The sequence below is a fragment of the Paraburkholderia youngii genome (assembly GCF_013366925.1).
GTDB lineage: Bacteria > Pseudomonadota > Gammaproteobacteria > Burkholderiales > Burkholderiaceae > Paraburkholderia > Paraburkholderia youngii.
The window spans coordinates 2415178-2435629 of record NZ_JAALDK010000001.1 but is presented as its reverse complement, the minus strand read 5'-3'; the positions used below and the strand labels follow the sequence as shown (position 1 = coordinate 2435629).

Below are 20452 nucleotides of genomic sequence, written 5' to 3'. Positions count from 1 at the left end.
ACAGACCGCTTGCCCGGTGTTTCAGGAGACTTGCATGAGCCCGATTTTCTACGCGTCGATCATTCTGCTGTTCGCGGCCGTGGTGCTCGCGACGGGTGGCGTCTACGAGTATTGGAACAGCCGGCACGGCCCGGTCGCGCGCCGCGTCGATGCGCGGATTCGCGCGGTATCGGCCGGCGGCCCGATGAGCCGGCAGCGTCTGTCGATTCTGAAGACACGCACGATGGCCGAGTCGGCGGTGCTCGCGCGGCTGCTGCTGCGTATTCCGCGCGTGCATGCGCTCGATCTGTTTCTGCAGCAGTCGGGGCTGTCGTGGTCGGTCGGCCGATTCTTCGGCACCTGCGCGGTGTTGCCGCCATTCGTGCTGATCGTGGGCGCGAGCCTCAGGGTGCCGTGGGTCTTCACGACCGGCGCCGCCGCTTTATGCGCGTTGCTGCCGATCGTCTACGTGCAGCGGCGCCGCCACCGGCGCATTCGTCAGCTCGAACGGCAACTGCCGGACGTTTGCGACATGCTCTCGCGAGCATTGCGCTCGGGCCATGCGTTCACCGGCGCGATCGATATGGTCGGCGCCGAGTTCGCCGAGCCGATGAGCGGCGAGTTCCGCATCGTGTTCGATGAGATCAACTACGGCGTGTCGATCAGCGAGGCGCTGACGAATCTCGCGACCCGTGTGCCGATTCGCGATCTGCGCTACTTCGTGATCGCCGTCGTGATCCAGCGCGAGACCGGCGGCAATCTCGCCGAAGTGCTCGACGGCATCACCGCGCTGATCCGCGACCGCTTCAAGCTGTTCGACAAGGTTCGCGTGCTCTCCGCCGAAGGCAGGATGTCCGCGTGGGTGCTCGGCCTGCTGCCGTTCGGCGTCGGCGGCGCGATGATGGCGATCAACCCCGGGTTCCTCAACGTGCTGTGGTGGGACCCGGCGGGCGTCAGGATGATCGCGGTGGCGAGCGTCGCCATGCTGTTCGGGATTCTGTGGATGCGGCACATCGTGAAGATTCGCGTTTGAGCGGGCTCGAGGTCATCGGAGAAGGACCATGCAAACACTGAACATCACGCAGATTCTGTTGCTCGCCGGCGTATTCGCGATCGTTTTCGCGGCCGTGTTCGGCGCGATGCATCTGAGCACGCCGCGCGACATGAGCCGCCGCATCGAGCAGGCGGGCGGTGCGAATGCCGTGCCGGCGCCGGAGCAACTCGACGCCGCCGCGCAGACGCGGTGGTACGAAAAGCTCGTCGAGATCTCGCAGCCGATCTCGAAGCTGTCGGTGCCGAAGGACGGCTGGGAGCAATCCGCGCTGCGCGTGCAGTTGATGAACGCCGGCTGGCGCTCGGCCAACGCCGTGCCGATCTATCTGGCCGCGAAGACCGCGCTCGCGCTGACGTTGCCGCTGCTGGCGATGCTCGCGCTGTACGGCTCGTCATTCGCGAGCTCGCTGCTCGAACGCGCGATCGTGCTCGTCGTGCTGGCCGCGCTCGGCTGCTACCTGCCGAACGTCGTGCTGTCGCGCTGCACGGCAACGCGCCAGCGCAGCATCGTCGAGGACTTTCCCGATGCGCTCGACCTGCTGACCGTATGTGTGGAAGCGGGGCTGGGCCTCGATGCGTCGCTGATGAAAGTCGGCGAGGAAATCCGCCTGCGCAGCGCGGTGGTCGCGAGCGAGCTCGAACTGATGCTGCTCGAAATGCGCTCGGGTTTCTCGAAGGAAAAGGCACTGCGCAATTTTTCGCTGCGCACCGGTGTGGAAGACATCGACTCGTTCAGTGCAATGCTGATCCAGGCCGAGCGCTTCGGCACCAGCATCGGCGCGTCGTTGCGCGTGCTGTCCGATACGCTGCGCACGCGCCGCCGGATGCGCGCCGAGGAGCGGGCCGCGAAGATTGCGCTGAAGCTGCTGTTTCCGCTGATGTTCTGCATTTTTCCGGCGCTGCTGGTCGTGCTGATGGGGCCCGCGATGATTCATATCTATCGCGATCTGCTGCCGAGCATGGCGGGCGGCGCATGACCACAGCCCGCTATGAATTGTCGCGCGTCTCGGCCGCGCGTCTGCCCTGGAAGACCGGGAGCCGCCAGCCGTAGCGCAGCGACGCGAGCCGCACCAACATGCAAGCCAACGTCGCGAACCACGGCGTCCACCAGTCCGTCCAGCCCGCATACGAAAAGCCGACCTGCACCGCCGCGCCGAACAGCGCGGCAGACGCATAGATCTCGCGCTCGAGAATCGCTGGCACGCGCGAGAGCACGACGTCGCGCATCACACCGCCCCCCACCGCGCTGACGACGCCGAGCAGGATCGCGAGTTCGGCATTGTGGCCATACGTGAGCGCTTTCTGCGCGCCCGACACCGCGAACAGACCGAGCCCGATCGCATCGAAGAACAGCACCGGCTGACGCAGCCGGCGAACCTGCGGATACGCGAGAATCGTCACCGCGGACGCTGCGAGCGCGGTGGCCAGATAGCGCCAGTTCGACAGCCCCGCCGGTGGGATCGCGCCGATGCACACGTCGCGCACGATGCCGCCGCCGCACGCGACCATGAAGGCGATCACGATGATGCCGAACAGGTCGAGCCGTCGTTGACGTGCGGCGACCGCGCCGCTGATCGCGAATACGAAGGTGCCGATCAGATCGAGAATGGTGTAGACGGCGTGTGAATTCACTGAGTGGTTTCGTGTTGGGCGAGCGCAGGGAGGGCGCTGCGAAATGCGGACCGTCGGTCAGGAGCTCGCGGGCGGCGCGCTTGCGGACTCGCTTTCGAGCAGGCTACGCGAAAGCTTGCTAAGCAGACGTTCGAGCGTTTTACGTTCGTTCGCGCTCAGCGCCTTCGCGAGCTCGACTTCAAGCTCGGTGCCTACCGCTTCGGACGCTTGCGCAACTTCGAGGCCGTGATGGGTGGCGCGTAACGCGATGCTTCGACGGTCCGATGCATGCACGTTGCGCGTGATCAGGCCGCGTGATTCAAGCTCGGCGAGAACTTTGGAAAGCAGCGTCTTTTCGATCAACGCGCGCTGCGAAACGGCCTTGGGCGTGATGTCGGGCTCCGCGCATACGAGGCGCAGCACGCGCAGCGCGCGCACGTCGAGATCCCAGCGCTCGCGGTAGACCAGGTTCGCGCGGTTGATCAGCAACGCGCTGGTCAGATCGAGCCTGAAAGTCAGGAAGTCCGAGTACAAGAATTTGCTCCGCTGTCGACCGTTATCCGTCGTGCAGGCATTATAGGCAAGTAGTTGAAACTTTCAAATACTTGCGCCGCGTGGACTGCGTGTGCGTCAAAGCTGTTTGAAATAGAAGGTGGTGGCGCACAACGCGCCGTCGGGCATCAGCGCGTAGTTCGGCACGCTGCCGACGCGTTGCCAGCCGGCGCGCTGATAGAGTCGCTCGGCATCGCCGCCGGTTACGGTGTCGAGCACGAGGACCGATTTTTTCTCTTCCCGCGCAAGGCGATCGAGTTCGCTCATCAGAGCGTGCGCGACGCCGTGCCGGCGTGCTCTTCTGTGTACGAGCATCTTCGCCACGTCGGCTCGATGCGGCTGATTTTCGGGTTGCGCGATGATCAACTGCACGGTGCCGACGATGCTGCCGTCTCGATCTTCGGCGATCAGCAACGCGCGTTCGCCGCGTGCGACGCTTTGGGCGACGTTGCGCCAGAACGCGAGGGCTGTGTTGCGCGAAATCGGCAGCATGAAGCTGACCGATGCTCCGCCTTCCACGCAGTCGATCAGCACATCGGCGAGCGCTTCGATGCAGGCCGCCGCTTCGTTCGCGCCGACGCGCCGAATGGTCACGTTATCGCTCATCCGCTTCTCCGTTCATTGATGGGGGACGTGCTCAGCGCGACCAGATAGCGCGCGCGTTTGCGAGTGGGGTTGCGAAACACGATAGGGCTGTCGAGCCGCATCGCCAGGCAGTCGCCTGACTTGAGCCGCCAACTGGTGTCGCCGACCGTGATTTCCATCGACCCGTCGAGCATCCATACCTGTTGATGAATGTCCGCGTCGCGCGTGCCGGTTTCGTAGCTGACGCGCTGACCGGCAGGAAAGTCGACTTCGACCAACTGGATCGCCGAGCGCGCGGTAGGCGACAGATGACGCCGCACATAACCGGAACCCGGATCGGTCCACACCGCCTGTTCGGACGCGCGACTGACCGGCGATGGCTCGGCCACCGCTGCGCCATCCTGCTCGAACAGCGATGCGAGCGGCACGTTCAACGCGGTGGCAAGTTTATCGAGCACGGTCGCGGTGGGGCTGCTTTGCCCGCGCTCGATGAGCGAGATATTCGAGCGGCTGACCTTGCTGCGCTCGGCCAGTGCGTCGAGCGACCAGTTCTGAGCGTCCCGTAGCGCTTTGACTCGACGAGCGATCAGGGCGTTGATGTCCGTGCTATCCAGTTTAAGAGATTATTTGTCTATTAAACTAGAGATGGTTTTTTTGATTGTCAATAGTGGGCGGCACGTGCTCGCTCGCAATCGCACGCATTGCAACGCTCGCGGTCTTTGAGCTCGCGTTTCAAGTCAGCGAGCTGTGCCGCTATGCAGGCGAATTCGGCGTGCCTGCGGTATTCGACGCCATCCTGTTTGCCGGAGCATCGACGGGCAATGCAGCGAGTTGTTCACGCAGGGCGCCCGTCATGCTGTCGAACGCAATCCGCTCAGTGGTCGTGAGCGGCGAAGCGCCAGTTCGGCCTGTCAAAGTGAGCGGATCGATCGGTTGATCGTACTCACGCACCTCAAAATGCAGATGGTTGCCCGTAGCCGTACCGGTGCTGCCCACCGCGCCGAGCGGTTGTCCTTCGGCGACCGGTTTGCCGACCCGCAAATCGCGGGAAAAGGCGGACAGGTGTGCGTAGTGCGTCGTGAAACCTCGCGGATGACTGAGTACGACGATGTTGCCGTATCCGGGTTTGAAGCCGATGAACCGCACGGTTCCTGCGGCGGCCGCGACGACGCGTGTCCCCTTCGGTGCGGCAAAGTCCACACCTGTGTGCATCTGGTGTTTGCCCTTGACCGGATGGGTTCGGTAACCGAATGGCGAACTGAGCCGCACGTAGTTGAGGGGCATGGAGAACGGCTTCGCGGCGAGTCCACGCCCGTCGAATGAATAGTAGTCTCCATCGGTGCGCCCCGGTGCGACAAACCAAACGGCCTGGTAGACCTCACCGCCCGAGCGGAGCTCGACCGCCGTTAGACGCTTGCGCTGTGCGTTCGTATCGTCGCTTTCGTAGAGAACACGATAAGTGTCGCCCTTGTGCGCGGGCGCGGCGAGGTTGAGTCGAGGAGCGAAAATATGCGCGATCTGCTCCTGTATCTCCGCCGGCACGCTGGCCCGCGCCAGCGTGTCGCGCAACGTTGCTTCGATCTTCCCTGCGTAAAAACCGCTGTCGAGATCCGACATGACAAGCGGCGCAGCGTGGGATAGCTGACCATTGCTGGTTTTGCTGCCAGAGTCATTGACAGCCGGCGCCGTCACTTCCAAGGCTCGGGACAATTGGCGTGCAGTTGATCCGTGCCCGCGACTGACGATCTCCGCTTCCGTAACCTCATTCGGCGTTCCCAGCATCGCAACCATGCCAAACAGAAACACGGCGGCCGCCGGAGATTTAAATCCGCAATAGACCGAATGAACCACATTCTCGGAAATAACCTGAGCGCGAGAGCAGGCGTGACGTAAATGGCGTAAGCGCATCATTTCAAAACCTCGCAGTCGGAATAAAAGGGCTGCAGACATGAAACGACGTCGCTTGAAACGCCACGGGAACCCAATAAATCGAACAAGGGATTCTCTTTCTCGCTACACAACCCGGTATAAGGAGCTTTCAGTCTATGGGGCGCAACGGGCTATCAATATCGGGAGAATCCGAATTTTGAGATAGGCTCGGCGCCAGTACCATCAACCGCATGAGCGTCGTCCCGCCATTTTTTCATGCAGGGCGAGCCGAGTGCTTTCGCGGATGGCGTTCCCGCTCGCGCTGTCGGGCGATCCAGCGTTTCTTCAGTGCAGCGGACACGCAGGCTTGTTTAAGCCTGCGTGTCTATCGCAGGTTGTAAAAAAACACCAGTTACCGGTTTTCGCAAAAATCGCAGTTTTCTCTTAAAACCTCTTATGCGCAGCCGCCAAGCGATTTTTAGGGTGCTTGGTATTAAATTGATTTTTCAAATAGATCTAATAGCTGAACTCGATCGACGATTCGGATCGGTCCTATTTTTATCCTATCCCAAAAATCTAAGATGAAATCAGTTTCAAAGATTCGAAGGCAACGGGAATTCTGTGTGTTCTGTATTTAATGGTAACGATTTAATTGTATCTGGTTAATTTCCGTGATTTTCGGGTGGCGATTCGCCGCAAATCTATTTTCATTACCTTGATAGGGATAGGATCATGAACAAGTCGTATATCAGCGTCTGGAACGAAGCCCTGGGTTCGTGGGTAGCTGCGTGTGAAAACTCGAAGACTCGTGGCAAGCGCGGCAAGTCGAAAGCAGTCAGTCTGATGGGTGCGGCGTTGCTGGCGACGAGCGCAATTGCGCCTCTCGCGCATGCGCAGTACGCGGCGGGTAGCGGCTTTGCGGAGGGCCCGTCCTCCGTGGCAATCGGTGCGGATTCCGGCGATGCTGCATTCGCTTTAGGCGATAGCTCCACTGCGGTCGGCTCGAACGCGGCCGCGACGGGTGCGGGCAGCGCGGCCTTTGGTAACGACACTACGGCAATCGGCACGGGTTCGTTCGCCGCTGGTGGCGGCAGCCACGACGGCTCGACCCCTGGTGCAATCGCAGCGGCGGACTGGTCGGTGGCGCTGGGCCGGTCGACTGTCATGTACGGTGCGACCGCTGGCATTGCGATCGGTCTGAACAATACCGCCTCCGCTGCTGGTGCGGTGGTGATGGGTTCGAACTCGATCGCTTCGGGTTCCGACTCGATCGCCTTCGGTACCGGTACGAGTGCGACCGCGGCAAACTCCGTGGCGCTGGGCTCGGGTTCGATCGCCGACCGCGAAAATACGGTGTCGGTTGGCAGTGCGATGGCCATGCGCCAGATCACCAATGTTGCGGCCGGCACGCAAGACTCGGACGCGGTCGTCGTGTCGCAGCTCAAGGGCGTGACGACCGCGCTCGGCGGCGGTGCTGCGGTCGATGCCGACGGTTCCGTCAAGGCGCCTGCGTACAGCGTGGGCGGTACGACGGTCGACAACGTGGGTGACGCGTTCGCCAACGTCGATGCCCGTACCACGCAGAACACGGCCAACATTCAGAACATTGCCGGTGACGTTATGAACATCACGAACGGGCTGGACAACGGCACGATCGGTCTGGTGCAGCAGGATGCAACCACCCGCGACATCGCGGTGGCGAAAGATGCTGACGGTTCGGTGATCAACGTGGCAGGCACGGCGGCCAATCGTACGGTGACCGGTGTGGCTGCGGGCGCAGTGCGGGCATCGAGCGTGGACGCGGTCAACGGTGGCCAGTTGTACGGCACGGCGTCGAGCACGGCCCGGGCGCTGGGCGGTGGTTCGATCGTGCTTGCGGATGGCTCGATCAGCGCGCCGAAGTTCAGCGTGGGTGGCACGACGGTGTACAGCGTGGCTGAAGCCGTGACGAACCTCGACGGTCGCACGACGCAGAACGCGGGCGACATTGCGCAGAACGCGGGCGATATCGCGCTGAACGCAACTGACATCGCAAAGAACACGAGCAACATCGAGCAGAACGCGTCCAGCATCATGAGCGTGCAGAACCAGTTGTCCGAAGGCACGGTGGGTCTGGTCCAGCAGGACGCAACCAGTCGTGACATCACGGTGGCAAAAGACGCTGACGGTTCGGTGATCAACGTGGCGGGCACCGCGGGCAACCGTACGGTGACGGGGGTGGCTGCGGGCGCAGTGCGGGCATCGAGCGTGGATGCGGTCAACGGTGGCCAGTTGTACGGCACGGCGTCGAGCACGGCCCGGGCGCTGGGCGGTGGTTCGATCGTGCTTGCGGATGGCTCGATCAGCGCGCCGAAGTTCAGCGTGGGTGGCACGACGGTGTACAGCGTGGCCGAAGCCGTGACGAACCTCGACGGTCGCACGACGCAGAACACGGGCGACATTGCGCAGAACGCGGGTGATATCGCGCTGAATGCAACTGACATCGCAATGAACACCAGCAACATCGCGCAGAACGCGTCCAGCATCACGAGCGTGCAGAACCAGTTGTCCGAAGGCACGGTGGGTCTGGTCCAGCAGGACGCAACCAGTCGTGACATCACGGTGGCAAAAGACGCTGACGGTTCGGCGATCAACGTGGCAGGCACGGCGGGCAACCGTACGGTGACGGGGGTGGCTGCGGGCGCAGTGCGGGCATCGAGCGTGGACGCGGTCAACGGTGGCCAGTTGTACGGCACGGCGTCGAGCACGGCCCGGGCGCTGGGCGGTGGTTCGATCGTGCTTGCGGATGGCTCGATCAGCGCGCCGAAGTTCAGCGTGAATGGCACGACGGTGTACAGCGTGGCCGAAGCCGTGACGAACCTCGACGGTCGCACGACGCAGAACACGGGCGACATTGCGCAGAACGCGACCAACATCGCGAGCGTGCAGAATCAGTTGTCCGAAGGTACGGTGGGTCTGGTACAGCAGGACGCGAACACGCGCGACATCACGGTAGCGAAGGACATGGACGGCACGGTGGTGAACGTGGCGGGCGCGGCGGGTAACCGCACGGTGACGGGCGTGGCGAATGGCGCAGTGAACGCATCGAGCGTGGATGCGATCAATGGCGGCCAGCTGTACGGCGCGGCATCGAGCACGGCCGAGGCACTGGGCGGCGGTTCGACCGTGAACGCAGACGGTACGCTCAGCGCACCGAGCTACAGCGTAGGCGGCGCGACGGTGCACAGCGTGGGCGATGCCGTCACGAACCTCGACGGTCGCACGACGCAGAACACGGAGGACATCACGAAGCTGCAGACCCAGGTGGGCGATGTCGGCACGCAATTGTCGGCCGCGGTGCAGTACGACCGTCGCGCTGACGGCTCGGTGAACTTCGGTGCCGTGACGCTGGGTGGAGGCCAGAGCACGGGTCCGGTGATCCTGACCAACGTGGCCAACGGCTCGAGCCAGTATGACGCGGTGAACTTCGGCCAGTTGTCGGCGTTGCAGGATCAGGTGACGGATCTTAACGGGCAGGTGTGGAATCTGGGCAGCCAGCTGTCCAACGTCCAGCCGGGCAGCTCGAATTCTGATGCCTCGAATGGTTCGTCTTCGGGCGGCGGCAACGACGCGGTGGTCAACGCAGCAGCGCCGGGTAGCGGTGCGGCCAGCACGGTGGCCGGAGCGGGCGCGGCAGCCTCGGGCGACAACGCGACGGCAGTCGGCGCCAACGCAGCGGCAAGCGGCGTCAACTCGACGGCGATCGGCACGGGCTCGCAGGCTGCCAATGCGAACTCGGTGGCGTTGGGTCAGGGTTCGGTGACGGATCGCGACAACTCGGTGTCGGTGGGTTCGGCCACGCAGCAGCGTCAGATCACCAACGTTGCAGCGGGTACGGCGGACACGGACGCGGTCAATGTCGGTCAGATGAACAGCTCGGTTGCGCAGGGCGTGCAGCAGGCCAACAACTACACCGACATGCGGTTCAACGACTTGAACAGCACGATCGACAGTATCGCGAAGAAGTCATATTCCGGCTCGGCAGCGGCGATCGCCACGGCCAATCTGCCCCAGGCTCCTGCCGCGGGCAAGAGCATCGTAGCCGTCGCAGGCGGAACGTATGCAGGCCAATCCGCAGTTGCCGTCGGTTTGTCGACGTTCACGCGTAACGGCAAATGGATCATCAAGGCTTCGGGCTCGACCACCACCGCGGGTTCGTTCGCCGTCGGCGCCGGCGCCGGCTTCGTCTTCTAAACTGGAGAACGGCACACGGATAGACTAACGAAAGAAGCGGAACCGGGCGGGATGTGCGAACATCCTGCCCGTTTTTTTTGGGGGGCTTCTCAACGGGATTTCAATGATTACGTGGTGCGTCGTTATGTAATCGATACGAGTCCGCTCGAGCAATTCGAAGCCGAGGCATTTGCAAGCATGCGGATTCCGCCCGGCGAAATTGGGCGGCCAACATCAGGAATATTTTCTCCGGCCGAATTTCCAATAAAAGACCGGAAAGAAATTGCTGGCGCGCTATTCAACTTGATTCATTAACTTTCAATTGAATTATGTAAGAAAAGGCTTTACGCCCCATTACGCATAAAATTGCGGGCATTAGTAGAACTACCGATGCTGTAGTCAGACTACATTCTTACATTACCCACCACGGAGAGTCGCTACAGCCCATCCAGTTGCCCCGATTCTTCTTCCAACAGGCAAACGTTTGCAGTCATCGCTGCATGCCTGTTTTCGCGTCCGCTTTCCACCCACTCGACGCGCTCCGTTGTCCCAAGAAGAGCACAATTTCGGAGAGACACCTATGCAGAAGAAACTATGGCCGGCCGTCGCGATAGCGGCGGCCGTGAGCGCTGCTGCGCACGCGGAAATGCCCACTCCTGGTCTCGACTTCGCACCCATGTCGACGGTGCTGAACGCGTTCGCGTCGGCGGCCGCGCATCGGCGCGCGGAAACGCTCGTCAACAAGATGACGATCGACGAAAAACTGCAGTTCATTCATTCGGAGTACGCGATGTCCGCCGTGCCGGGCGGCGGCGCGGGCTACATTCAGGGCGTGCCGCGTCTCGGCATTCCCGACCTGAACATGGTCGACTCAGCCACCGGTTCGGGCAGCACCAACCAGCCATCGACGACCTTCCCGGCGACGCTCGCGGTGGCGGCGAGCTGGGACCGCGCGCTGTCGTGGAACTTCGGCAAGCAGATCGCGATTCAGTTGCGTCAGCAGGGCTTCGGCATGGGCCTCGGCGGTGGCACCAACCTCGCGCGTGAGCCGCGCGGTGGCCGGCTCTTCGAGTATCTCGGCGAAGATCCGGTGCTCGCCGGTGAGATGCTCGCCGAACGCACCGACGGCACGCAAAGCCAGAAGGTCATCGCGACGATCAAGCACTACATGGGCAACGAGCAGGAACACAACCGCGGCGGCGGCAACAGCCAGATCGACGAGCGCACGATGCGCGAGCTCTATCTGCTGCCGTTCGAAATCGCCGCGCGCCGCGCGCAGCCGGGCAGCGTGATGTGCAGCTACAACGAGGTCAACGGCACCTATGCCTGCGAGAACTCGCACATCCTCAACGACGTACTGAAGAACGACTGGCACTTCGAAGGTCAGGTGCAGTCGGACTGGGGCGCGACGCATAGCACTGCCTCCGCGATCAATGCCGGTCTCGACGAAGAAGAGGACGTCGGTTCGACCGTCTATCTGACGCCCACGCTGGTCAAGCAGGCAATCGCGAACGGCTCGGTGTCGACCGCGCGCCTCGACGACATGGTCGAGCGCAAGCTGTACGTGATGATCCGCACGGGCGTGATGGACGATCCGCCGAAGGGTGGCGCGACCATCGACTTCTCGGCCGCGAGAGCCTTCACGCAGTCGGTCGAAGAGCAGTCGATGGTACTGCTGAAGAACGCTGGCAATCAGTTGCCGCTGTCCGCCGGTTCGCTGTCGCGTATCGCGGTGATCGGCGGGCACGCTGACGCGGCGGTGTTGACGGGCGGCGGTTCGGGCAACACCCGCGATCCGGTGACGGGCGCGTTCGCCGGTTGCGGCGGCTTGACGTTCGGCACCGAGACGGGCTGCAGCTGGTGGACCAACCCGTGGCTGAAGCTGAACACCCCGATCGTGTCGGCGATCAAGGCGCTCGCGCCGCAGGCCACGGTGACCTTCGCCGGCAACAGCGATCAGCAGTCGCCGTTTGCCGCCTATACGCAGCAGCAGATCACCCAGGCAGCAACGCTGGCCGCGAACTCCGACGTCGCGATCGTCGTGGTCGCGCAGCCGGCCGGCGAGGATATCGGCGATCTGCCGAGCCTGGGCCTCGCGAATCCGACCAACCAGGATGCACTCGTCGAAGCGGTTGCGGCGGCCAATCCGCATACGATCGTCGTCGTCGAAAGCGGCAACCCTGTGCTGATGCCGTGGAAGGACAGCGTGTCGGCGATCGTCGAAGCATGGTATCCGGGCGAAGGTGGCGGCAACGCGATTGCGAACGTGCTGTTCGGCAAGGTCAATCCTTCCGGCAAGCTGCCCGTCACGTTCCCGGTGCACGACCAGGACACGCCGACGTGGGGCACGAATGGCGCGTTTGCGGCGAACCCGGTGTACTCCGAGAAGCTCGATATGGGCTATCGCTGGTACGACTCGCAGAACATCACGCCGATGTTCGAGTTCGGCTACGGCCTGTCGTACACGCACTTCGCGTACTCGGGTCTATCGGTTCAGCATCTGCCGGGCGGTCTGATCGATGTGTCGTTCAACGTGCGTAACGATGGGCGCGTCGCCGGTGCCGAAGTGCCGCAGGTGTACCTCGGCGTGCCGTATCAGGGTGAGCCGCCGCGGCGTCTCGTCGGCTGGGACAAGGTTGGTCTGAACCCGGGCGAATCGCGTCGCGTGCACGTGGTCGTGACGCAGCGCATGCAGAGCGTGTGGGATACCACGAACAACCGTTGGCTCTATGTGCCGGGCAGCACGGTGTACGTCGGCGCATCGTCGCGCGACATCCGTCTGCAGGGGCACGGCTAAATAGTGTGACGTCGTAGCGATCGCGGGCGCGCGAAGTTGCGCGCCCGCTTGTATTGCCGATTACGCTTTCAGCGTGTTCTTGTAGAACTTTCCATCCTTCATCACGATCCGCAGGTTCTGCTCCGGGTTAGCCATCAGGTCGAGATTCTCGAGCGGATTGCCATCGACGAGAAGCAGATCGGCGTATGCACCTTCTTCGAGTACGCCGAGCTTGCGCGGATACGGATTGCGGTGCCCGGACAGCGCGAGTAGTTGTCCATTGGTGCCCGTTGCGATGGTCAATGCCTCGGCTCCGTTGTACCACCGCTTCATATGCGTGAGCATCCTGCCTTGCCCTGCGGCCACGGTCTGCGAAAAGATCAGGTCCGTGCCGAATGCGACCTTGATGCCATGCTTGCGCGCGAGTTTGAAAGCGCGATCGGTGCCCGCAATCACTTCGAGAAATTTCTCGCGGCTCTGTGGGGCGAGCGGGCCCACGTCGTCTTCGTTGACGAACGGCTGCGTGCTCAACCACGTGCCGTTCTTCGCCATCAACGCCGCAGTCTTGTCGTCCATCAGATGACCGTGCTCGACGCACTGCACGCCCGCCGCAACGGAGCGCTGAACCGCTTCTGGCATGTACGCATGCGTGAGGACATAGGTGCCCCAGTCGGCCGCTGTTTCGACGGCCGCGCGCAACTGCTTTTCGGTAAAGGTGAGCATGTCGAGCGGACTGCGCGGCGTCGATACGCCACCGGAGCCGACCAGTTTGATCTGCGTCGCGCCCTGGATGAACTGCTCGCGCACGCGCAAGCGGACTTCGTCTTCGGTGTCGGCGATTGCGAAGCCACCGTCCCGCTCCAATTGGGTGACCTGGCTGCTGGTGCGCGGCAGATCGGTCAGTGCGCGGAAATCGCCGTGACCGCCGGTGGTCGTGATCATCGCGCCGGACGGATAGATGCGCGGTCCGGAAATCATGCCGCTATCGATTGCCTGCTTCAGCGCGAATGACGGGCCGCCCGCGTCGCGGATCGTCGTGAAGCCGCGCAGTAGCGTGCGTTCCGCTTCAGCGCTTGCCGCGATATGAACGAGTGAAATGTCCGATTGAAGGATGACCTGAACCGGCACCGCCGCGAGCAGCGCATGCCAGTGCATGTCGATCATGCCGGGCATCATCACCTTGCCACCGCAATCGACCAGCGTTTTGCCGTCGCTCGAAGCCGGTTGACCTCGACCCAACTGGCTGATGCTGTCACCCTCGACAACCATATAGAGGCCGTCACGCAACGTCGACGATTTGCCATCGAACAAACGGAAGTTCGTGAACAGCACCGGCTTCGCGGGCGGTGCTGGCGGCACGGTGGTTTGGGCATTGCTGAGCCCGGGCATTACGAGACTCAGCATCGAGGCGGCGAGACCAGTGACAAAACCGCGGCGCGACAGGTCGGCGCTAATACGGCGGTTTGCATATTGCACTTGTGACTTGTCACAAAGACATGAGGAAGATGGACTGACTATTTTATTGCCAAGATACTTTCCTGAAGGCATAGCTCACCCCATTACGTGGACCACGGTGCATCAAACCCGCCGTCTGACTACAGTTCACAATTGGCGACGTGAGAGTCAAGCCAGCACAAAGTATCTGCTGCGAACGATGATGGCAAATGCGGGAGCCGAGTGCGGAAATGATCGGTCGAACTAAGGCCGCGATGCGACGAGCTGGCGTAGCGCGGCAGGGCCGCCTAACGGGTCGATGCGCAATCTTCGAGTATTCAGTGCCGGCGCTGAAATTCCCAATTGTCCGAACCGGACCGACAGAATCGCGGAGTGAGATGCATCGTTTGTCCTCTTGCACTGAGGTCGATTGCCGCGACCCGGCATGTTCGCGCCTCTTCCTTGACCGTGTGTGAGGGTGTGATGGTCGCGTGGACACGAGGCCTGTTGCGCGTAGCGTCGTTCGTCCAGTCGAGTGATTCGCCATCCTGCTTGGTATCGAGCGCCTGATTCACTGCGGACTGGATCGACGCGATGTCCGCTTGCCGCATCAGACTGATCGGCGTATCGCTCAGGAATCCAAGGTTGATGGCCGCGTGAGCGCCCATTGTTCCCAGCACGAGCAAGCTACCAATAACCACTTTGTACAGCCGCGACGGTACTGACATGGGTTGGTTCTCCTGAGAAGAGGTCATGCGCAGATCGATGGCCAGAAGGACAATGAAGGCAATGACAGCCGATAGTACCATTGGAAAAGTCTCGACGAGTACGCTCGTGCAGGGTTTCGTGGACGAAGAGAAGCCCGCCTGACCCGCACGGTTCGGGTCAGGCGGGCTCGTGCGATCACAGCTCGATATAGTCTGATCGTCGGGGATCAGCGTCATCCCGACGGATCGCTTCGTCAGGTCTTCTGCGCGAGCAGCGCCTGAATCCTGGCTTCGGTCTGCGCATAGTCGCCTTCTCCAAAGTGCGAGTAGACGATATGACCTTGCTTGTCGATCAAATAGAAGGCGGGCCAGTACTGGTTGTTATACGCATTCCAGGTCGCGTACTGGTTGTCCTGCGCAACCGGATAGGTGATGCCGAGCCGCTTGAGCGCGGTCTTCACATTGCCGGTGTCGCGTTCGAACGGATATTCGGGCGTATGCACGCCGATCACCGTGAGCCCCTGATCCTTGTACTTCTGGTTCCAGCTTTTCACGTAAGGCAGCGTGTTGGCGCAATTGATGCAGCTATAGGTCCAGAAGTCGACGAGTACTACTTTGCCGCGCAACTGCTGCAATTTGAGCGGCTCGCTATTGAGCCATTGCGTGATGCCTGTGAGCTCGGGTGCGGGCGGCCCGCTTTCCTGCGGCGCGGCGATCGCGGCCGTACTCGCCGTGATCAACGCGCAGGCGGCAAACGCGGTGGACAGTGCGAAGCTTTTCAATCGGGTAGTCATGTCAAAGTCCTTTGAGTGAGGGAAAAAGGCCGGCGAGCCGCGCGTACAGCAGCACGTCGTACTGCAAATAGATGGCGAGTGCGGTCAGCATCACCAGTACGCCGAATACCTGTTGCAGACGCGCTGCGTGACGCGAGACGACACGTACATGACGCGTCACGTAATGTCCGCCATAGATGATCGCGAGCATTGGAATCGCTGCGCCGATCGCATACAGCGTGAGCAGCAGGGCCGACCAACCGAGGTCCTGAGCCTTAACGACGAGCACGAGAATCGACGCGAGCACGGGGCCGGCGCAGGGCGTCCATACCGCGCCGAGGGACATGCCGAGCACGAATCCACCCGCGTTGCCGCTGCCCGGCTGAGTGCCCGGCGCAATGGCCGCGCCGATCCGGTCGAGCGGTCCTTGCAGTTGCGCGACGAGCCAGTCGTAGGGGCGCGGCCAGATACGCAGAAGTCCGGACAGTGCGAGCAACGCGATGCCGGTATTGCGCAGTACCTGTTGCGCGACGTGCACGGTGCTCGACACAGCGCCCAATAGCAGCGCGAAAGACGCGAAGGTCAGAATGAAGCCGGCAACGATGAAGAGTGGCCGCGTACGGCTCGGTTGTTCGACGGAAGTGCCGAGCAGGATCGGCATCACCGGCAGCACGCAGGGAGAGGCAATCGTCAGCAACCCGGCGAGCAGGGCGAGCGGAGTTTCGAGGGTACTGTGCATGATGGGCGTTCCGTTGGCTGGGATGACCGTATTGGAACGCCCACGCGTATCTGGTTTATGTCGGCGATCGGGCGCGGTTGCAATGTTGTGTGTCCGCGCACGGCGCAGATACATTGCGACACAAACCGGCTGACGAGTCGATGCGCGCTGCGGTGGCTGCAGCGCTGGTGGAATGCGTGATCAGCGCGTCCTGCATGTGATTAGTCGACTACGATTGATGCGTTGCCCGTAAAGCAACGATGCGTGAACTTAGTTGCTCTTGGTGACGGCGGCCTGCGCTGTCACCATTCATCTCAAGCGGGGGGCTGCGCGATATCGCACGCGAGCGGACCCGATCAATTCCGTATCCAAGCCTTGCTTGAAGGAGAACAACCATGTCGGATCAGATCAATAGCCGTCGCCGCCGCTTTCTCGGAACGGCGGTTGCGGGTATCAGCCTGCTCGAATTGGGGCTGAGCGGGCTCGCGCATGCGCAATCGGCCGACACGGCCGGCAATGCGAAAGCAGGCGCGCACGTGGCGTCGTTCGAGAACATTCGCTCGATAAATGCAGGCACCTTGAGCATCAGCTATGCGGAAGCAGGTCCGCAGAACGGACCGGTGGTCATTCTGCTGCACGGCTGGCCTTACGACATCTACAGCTTTGCCGAAGTAACGCCGTTGCTGACGGCGGCCGGTTACCGCGTGATCGTGCCTTACCTGCGCGGCTACGGCGGCACGCGTTTTCTGTCGGCCGATACGCCGCGCAACGGTCAACAGGCGGTGGTCGCGGTCGACATCATCAACCTGATGGACGCGCTGAAAATCGACAAGGCCGTGCTCGGCGGCTTCGACTGGGGCGCGCGCACCGTGAACATCGTCGCCGCGCTGTGGCCGCAACGCGTGAAGGCGATGGTGTCGGTGAGTGGATATCTGATAGGGAGCCAGGAGGCTAACCGCGCGCCGTTGCCGCCGAAGGCCGAGCTCGCGTGGTGGTATCAGTTCTATTTCGCCACCGAGCGTGGCCGCGCGGGTTATGAAGCGAACCGTCATGACTTTAACAAGCTGATCTGGCATACGGCCTCACCGAAATGGAATTTCGACGATGCCACGTTCGAGCGCTCCGCAGAATCGTTCAATAACCCGGACCATGTTGCCGTGGTGATTCACAACTACCGCTGGCGTCTTGGACTCGCGCAGGGCGAGCCGCAATACGACGAACTCGAAAAGCGCCTCGCCACCGGACCGACGATCGCGGTGCCGACCATCACGCTCGAAGGGGATGCGAACGGCGCCGCGCATCCGGAGCCCGCTGCATACGCGAAGAAGTTTACCGGCAGGTATCAGCACCGCAACATCAGCGGCGGCATCGGCCACAACCTGCCGCAGGAAGCGCCGAAAGCTTTCGCGGATGCGATTCTCGACGTCACGCGCCTTTGATCGAGCCGGCGCTCGCCGGCTTTTCTCTGCTAAACAGAACCCCGGCAGCTGAACGCACGGCTGCCGGGGTTTTTTCATGGGCGGGCCATTTACAGCACGCGCGCAACTCGCAAGACGCATGCGACGCTGGCACTGCGCCGCATGTTCGGAAGCGGGGTTTTGTATCGCAATGTATCAACGGCGTACGCAGACAAACACGCTTGCAGAAATGGGGGGTGACGAAAACATTGCAGATACGTTGGAGCGTTCTAATGTCTTCACGCAAGGTTGATTCACAACGTTGCGTGTGAATCAGGCGGGGCATGACAGTGTATCTGCATTGATGGCTTTGTGTTCCGCTCAATCCTTATCCCTGATGGTTTGATACCCGGAGAAGACTCATGAAACTCGTTCAATCGCTGCTCGTCGCCGCACTCGTCGCCGCTCCTGCTGTTTCGTTCGCGCAATCGCAACCGCAACAGGCGCTCACTCGCGCTGAAGTTCGCGCGCAGGTGGTCCAGTTGCAGAAGGCCGGCTATAGCCCGGCTAGTGACAACGCGCAATACCCGCAGAACATCGAGGCAGCAGAAGCGCGGGTCAGCGCCAGCAAGGACGCTACCGCTTACGGCGGTGTCGAGAATGGAAGCTCGGCTTCCAGCTCGCATCTGCCGATGAAGCATGCGGCTGCGCATGGAGCCAACGACGGCTCGAACGTTGTCGGCCTTGGCTCGATCTACGCGCACTCCTGATTCGTTGATCGCTGAATGTTCTGATACCCCGGAGAAGACTCATGAAACTCGTCCAATCGCTGATCGTCGCTGCACTCGTCGCTGCTCCCGTTGTTTCGTTCGCGCAATCGCAATCGCAACCGCAACAGGCGCTCACTCGTGCTGAAGTTCGTGCGGAGCTGGTTCAATTGGAAAAGGCCGGCTACAACCCGGCTAGTGACAACGCGCAATACCCGCGGAACATCGAGGCAGCAGAAGCGCGTGTCAGCGCGGGCAAGGACGCTACCGCCTACGGCGGCGTCGCGAACGGCAGTTCGGCTTCGGGCTCGCACGTGCCGATGAAGCATGCGGCGGCGGATCGCGTATATGACGGCTCCAACGTCGTCGGCCTCGGTTCCATCTACGCGCATTCGTGATCGACACAAATGAGCAAGCCGTCCGCGCGCATCGATTCATGTCGACGCGCGGACGCCTTGTTTAACCCACCTGACGAGATAAAAACGATGACCACGTTGCTGAAAAAAATTCTCGGTTCCGTTCTGTTGCTGGGCGGACTGTTCGCATTGCAGGCCCCGGAGTTCGCGCAGGCTGCGCCGCCCGACGACCTGAATGGCAAGAACGTCGTGCTCGTTCATGGCGCCTTCGCTGACGGGTCGAGCTGGGACAAAGTGATCCCGTTGCTCGAAGCGCGCGGCCTGCATGTCGTGGCCGTGCAGAATCCACTGAGTTCGCTCGCCGACGACGTGGCGGCAACCCGGCGCGTGATCGCGCAGCAGAACGGACCTGTGATTCTGGTCGGCCATTCATGGGGCGGCGTGGTGGTTAGCGAAGCGGGCAACGACGACAAGGTGAAGAGCCTCGTATACATCGCGGCATTTGCGCCGGACAACCGCCAGTCCATCGCCGACATCACGAAAGACAAACCCGCTCCGGTCTGGGCTAGCGAGTTGCGCAAGGACTCGGCCGGCTATCTGACGCTATCGACCCACGCGGTGCTCGACGACTTCGCGCAGGATCTGCCGCTGCCGCAGAAACGCCTGATCGCGGCGACGCAGCAGCCGTGGGCCGCTGGCTGTATCGACGACAAGGTGACGAACGCCGCCTGGCATGACAAGCCGTCGTATTTCGTGGTGTCGGGCCGCGACCGCATGATCGATCCGGCCTTGCAACTGGAGATGGCGAAGCACATCGACGCGAAGATCACGCGCGTCGACACGAGCCATGTCGCGATGCTGAGTCAGCCGCAAGCGGTGGCCGACGCGATCATCGCCGCCTCGCGTGCCGCGCATTGAACCGCGCAGTCTGATCACCAATCAGATTGCGATCGATGGAATGCTCTTCATGCAGCGCAGCGCGAACATCGAGCGGCTATGGCGAATGCCTGCGATCTTGTAGAGCTTTTCGCGCAGGAAGCGTTCGTAGCCGGCGGTACCGTCTACCGCGACCTTGACCAGGTAGTCGTAATCGCCGGACACCAGGTACGCTTCCAGTACTTCGCTGAGCGTGGCGAGCTCGGCGCCGAAGCGCGCGAGTGCATCTTCGTCGTGGCGGTCCAGCGTGACCTCGAGCAGCACGACGTCCGCGAAACCGAGCTTCTGCTGATCGAGCAAGGCAACATAGCCGCGGATATACCCTTCGTTTTCGAGCTGCCGCGTGCGATTCCAGCACGCGGTGGTCGACATGCCGACCAGTTCGGCAAGATCCGCATTGCTGAGCCGGGCGTTCTTCTGAAGCTCGCGCATGATCTTGCGATCGAGGGCGTCGAGCGGGCGGTTTCGGGTGTTCATCAACGGCGATGGAAGAATATTTTGCGAAACAACATTATAGGTGAAGATCGTTCCGAATAGGCGGCATCAGCGGATGCGTTTAAGAAGCCTATCCAGCCGGGCTCCCGGTATATTTTCAACGTGCATTCATGCCCGGGACATCCACCCGGACCGCAGGCCTCGCGCCGGCGATCCTCCGTGGCCAAAAGCCGCTTTTTCGGTGTCTCGCCGCCTTCACGGTAAGGCGGCACGCGGGCGAATTCCGGCGTTA

The 20452-nt window shown here is 61.9% G+C and carries 19 protein-coding genes; 9 read left to right on the top strand and 10 right to left on the bottom strand.

All coding sequences use genetic code 11. The features are described from left to right. The first annotated feature begins 34 nt into the window (after positions 1 to 34). Together G5S42_RS11320 and G5S42_RS11315 are read left to right on the top strand one after the other, a co-directional pair. Entirely contained in the window at positions 35 to 1012 is a 978-nt protein-coding gene (locus G5S42_RS11320) for a type II secretion system F family protein (protein WP_176106829.1), read from the top strand. A gap of 28 nt (positions 1013 to 1040) precedes the next feature. After that, positions 1041 to 2009 (top strand): type II secretion system F family protein, encoded by a 969-nt coding sequence (locus G5S42_RS11315; RefSeq protein ID WP_176106828.1) that lies wholly within the window; start codon positions 1041 to 1043, stop codon positions 2007 to 2009. 10 nt (positions 2010 to 2019) lie between these two features. Here the strand turns inward: G5S42_RS11315 and G5S42_RS11310 are convergent, their stop codons facing one another. From G5S42_RS11310 to G5S42_RS11290, 5 genes are all read right to left on the bottom strand, one after another. Next, on the bottom strand, positions 2020 to 2664 hold the full coding sequence (locus tag G5S42_RS11310; protein WP_176106827.1) for a trimeric intracellular cation channel family protein: 645 nt from the start codon (positions 2662 to 2664) through the stop codon (positions 2020 to 2022). Positions 2665 to 2721: 57 nt separating this feature from the next. Next, positions 2722 to 3177 (bottom strand): MarR family winged helix-turn-helix transcriptional regulator, encoded by a 456-nt coding sequence (locus G5S42_RS11305; protein WP_176106826.1) that lies wholly within the window; start codon positions 3175 to 3177, stop codon positions 2722 to 2724. Positions 3178 to 3273: 96 nt separating this feature from the next. Then, positions 3274 to 3801, bottom strand: a complete 528-nt coding sequence (locus G5S42_RS11300; protein ID WP_176106825.1) for a GNAT family N-acetyltransferase — start codon at positions 3799 to 3801, stop codon at positions 3274 to 3276. Beyond that, a complete protein-coding gene (locus G5S42_RS11295) occupies positions 3798 to 4394 on the bottom strand; it encodes a helix-turn-helix domain-containing protein (protein ID WP_176110478.1) in 597 nt (198 codons plus the stop codon). Before G5S42_RS11295 ends, G5S42_RS11300 begins: the two co-directional genes overlap by 4 nt. 139 nt (positions 4395 to 4533) lie before the next feature. Beyond that, positions 4534 to 5730: a M23 family metallopeptidase gene (locus G5S42_RS11290; RefSeq protein ID WP_246391947.1), complete on the bottom strand. Its 1197-nt coding sequence runs from the start codon at positions 5728 to 5730 to the stop codon at positions 4534 to 4536. A 651-nt stretch (positions 5731 to 6381) separates the two neighbouring features. Here G5S42_RS11290 and G5S42_RS11285 point away from each other — a divergent pair. From G5S42_RS11285 to G5S42_RS11275, 3 genes are all read left to right on the top strand, one after another. Further along, positions 6382 to 9882 (top strand): YadA-like family protein, encoded by a 3501-nt coding sequence (locus G5S42_RS11285; protein ID WP_176106824.1) that lies wholly within the window; start codon positions 6382 to 6384, stop codon positions 9880 to 9882. A 51-nt stretch (positions 9883 to 9933) separates the two neighbouring features. Further along, on the top strand, positions 9934 to 10176 hold the full coding sequence (locus tag G5S42_RS11280; RefSeq protein ID WP_176106823.1) for a hypothetical protein: 243 nt from the start codon (positions 9934 to 9936) through the stop codon (positions 10174 to 10176). A gap of 331 nt (positions 10177 to 10507) precedes the next feature. Then, positions 10508 to 12658, top strand: a complete 2151-nt coding sequence (locus G5S42_RS11275; RefSeq protein ID WP_376776945.1) for a beta-glucosidase family protein — start codon at positions 10508 to 10510, stop codon at positions 12656 to 12658. 60 nt (positions 12659 to 12718) lie between these two features. Here G5S42_RS11275 and G5S42_RS11270 read toward each other — a convergent pair whose 3' ends face one another. From G5S42_RS11270 to G5S42_RS11255, 4 genes are all read right to left on the bottom strand, one after another. Beyond that, entirely contained in the window at positions 12719 to 14041 is a 1323-nt protein-coding gene (locus G5S42_RS11270) for a metal-dependent hydrolase family protein (protein WP_176110476.1), read from the bottom strand. Between the two features lie 368 nt (positions 14042 to 14409). Further along, complete coding sequence (locus tag G5S42_RS11265) at positions 14410 to 14880, bottom strand: hypothetical protein (RefSeq protein ID WP_246391945.1); 471 nt, start codon at positions 14878 to 14880, stop codon at positions 14410 to 14412. 152 nt (positions 14881 to 15032) lie between these two features. After that, positions 15033 to 15572, bottom strand: coding sequence for a thioredoxin family protein (locus tag G5S42_RS11260; RefSeq protein ID WP_176106821.1), 540 nt, complete (start codon positions 15570 to 15572; stop codon positions 15033 to 15035). A gap of 1 nt (position 15573) precedes the next feature. Then, positions 15574 to 16290: a cytochrome c biogenesis CcdA family protein gene (locus G5S42_RS11255; protein WP_176106820.1), complete on the bottom strand. Its 717-nt coding sequence runs from the start codon at positions 16288 to 16290 to the stop codon at positions 15574 to 15576. 374 nt (positions 16291 to 16664) lie between these two features. Between G5S42_RS11255 and G5S42_RS11250 the strand changes: the two genes are divergently transcribed. The 4 genes from G5S42_RS11250 to G5S42_RS11235 all read left to right on the top strand — a co-directional run bounded on the left by G5S42_RS11250 (position 16665) and on the right by G5S42_RS11235 (position 19707). Next, on the top strand, positions 16665 to 17708 hold the full coding sequence (locus G5S42_RS11250) for an alpha/beta fold hydrolase (RefSeq protein ID WP_176106819.1): 1044 nt from the start codon (positions 16665 to 16667) through the stop codon (positions 17706 to 17708). 380 nt (positions 17709 to 18088) lie between these two features. Then, positions 18089 to 18436 (top strand): DUF4148 domain-containing protein, encoded by a 348-nt coding sequence (locus G5S42_RS11245; protein ID WP_176106818.1) that lies wholly within the window; start codon positions 18089 to 18091, stop codon positions 18434 to 18436. Positions 18437 to 18477: 41 nt separating this feature from the next. Beyond that, positions 18478 to 18831 carry a DUF4148 domain-containing protein gene (locus G5S42_RS11240; protein ID WP_176106817.1) on the top strand — a complete coding sequence of 118 codons (354 nt, stop codon included), beginning with the start codon at positions 18478 to 18480 and terminating at the stop codon, positions 18829 to 18831. 87 nt (positions 18832 to 18918) lie between these two features. After that, positions 18919 to 19707, top strand: coding sequence for an alpha/beta fold hydrolase (locus G5S42_RS11235; RefSeq protein WP_176106816.1), 789 nt, complete (start codon positions 18919 to 18921; stop codon positions 19705 to 19707). A 21-nt stretch (positions 19708 to 19728) separates the two neighbouring features. On the opposite strand, the gene G5S42_RS11230 is transcribed toward G5S42_RS11235, so the two are convergent. Next, positions 19729 to 20202: an Lrp/AsnC family transcriptional regulator gene (locus G5S42_RS11230; RefSeq protein ID WP_013092527.1), complete on the bottom strand. Its 474-nt coding sequence runs from the start codon at positions 20200 to 20202 to the stop codon at positions 19729 to 19731. Between the last annotated feature and the right edge of the window lie 250 nt (positions 20203 to 20452).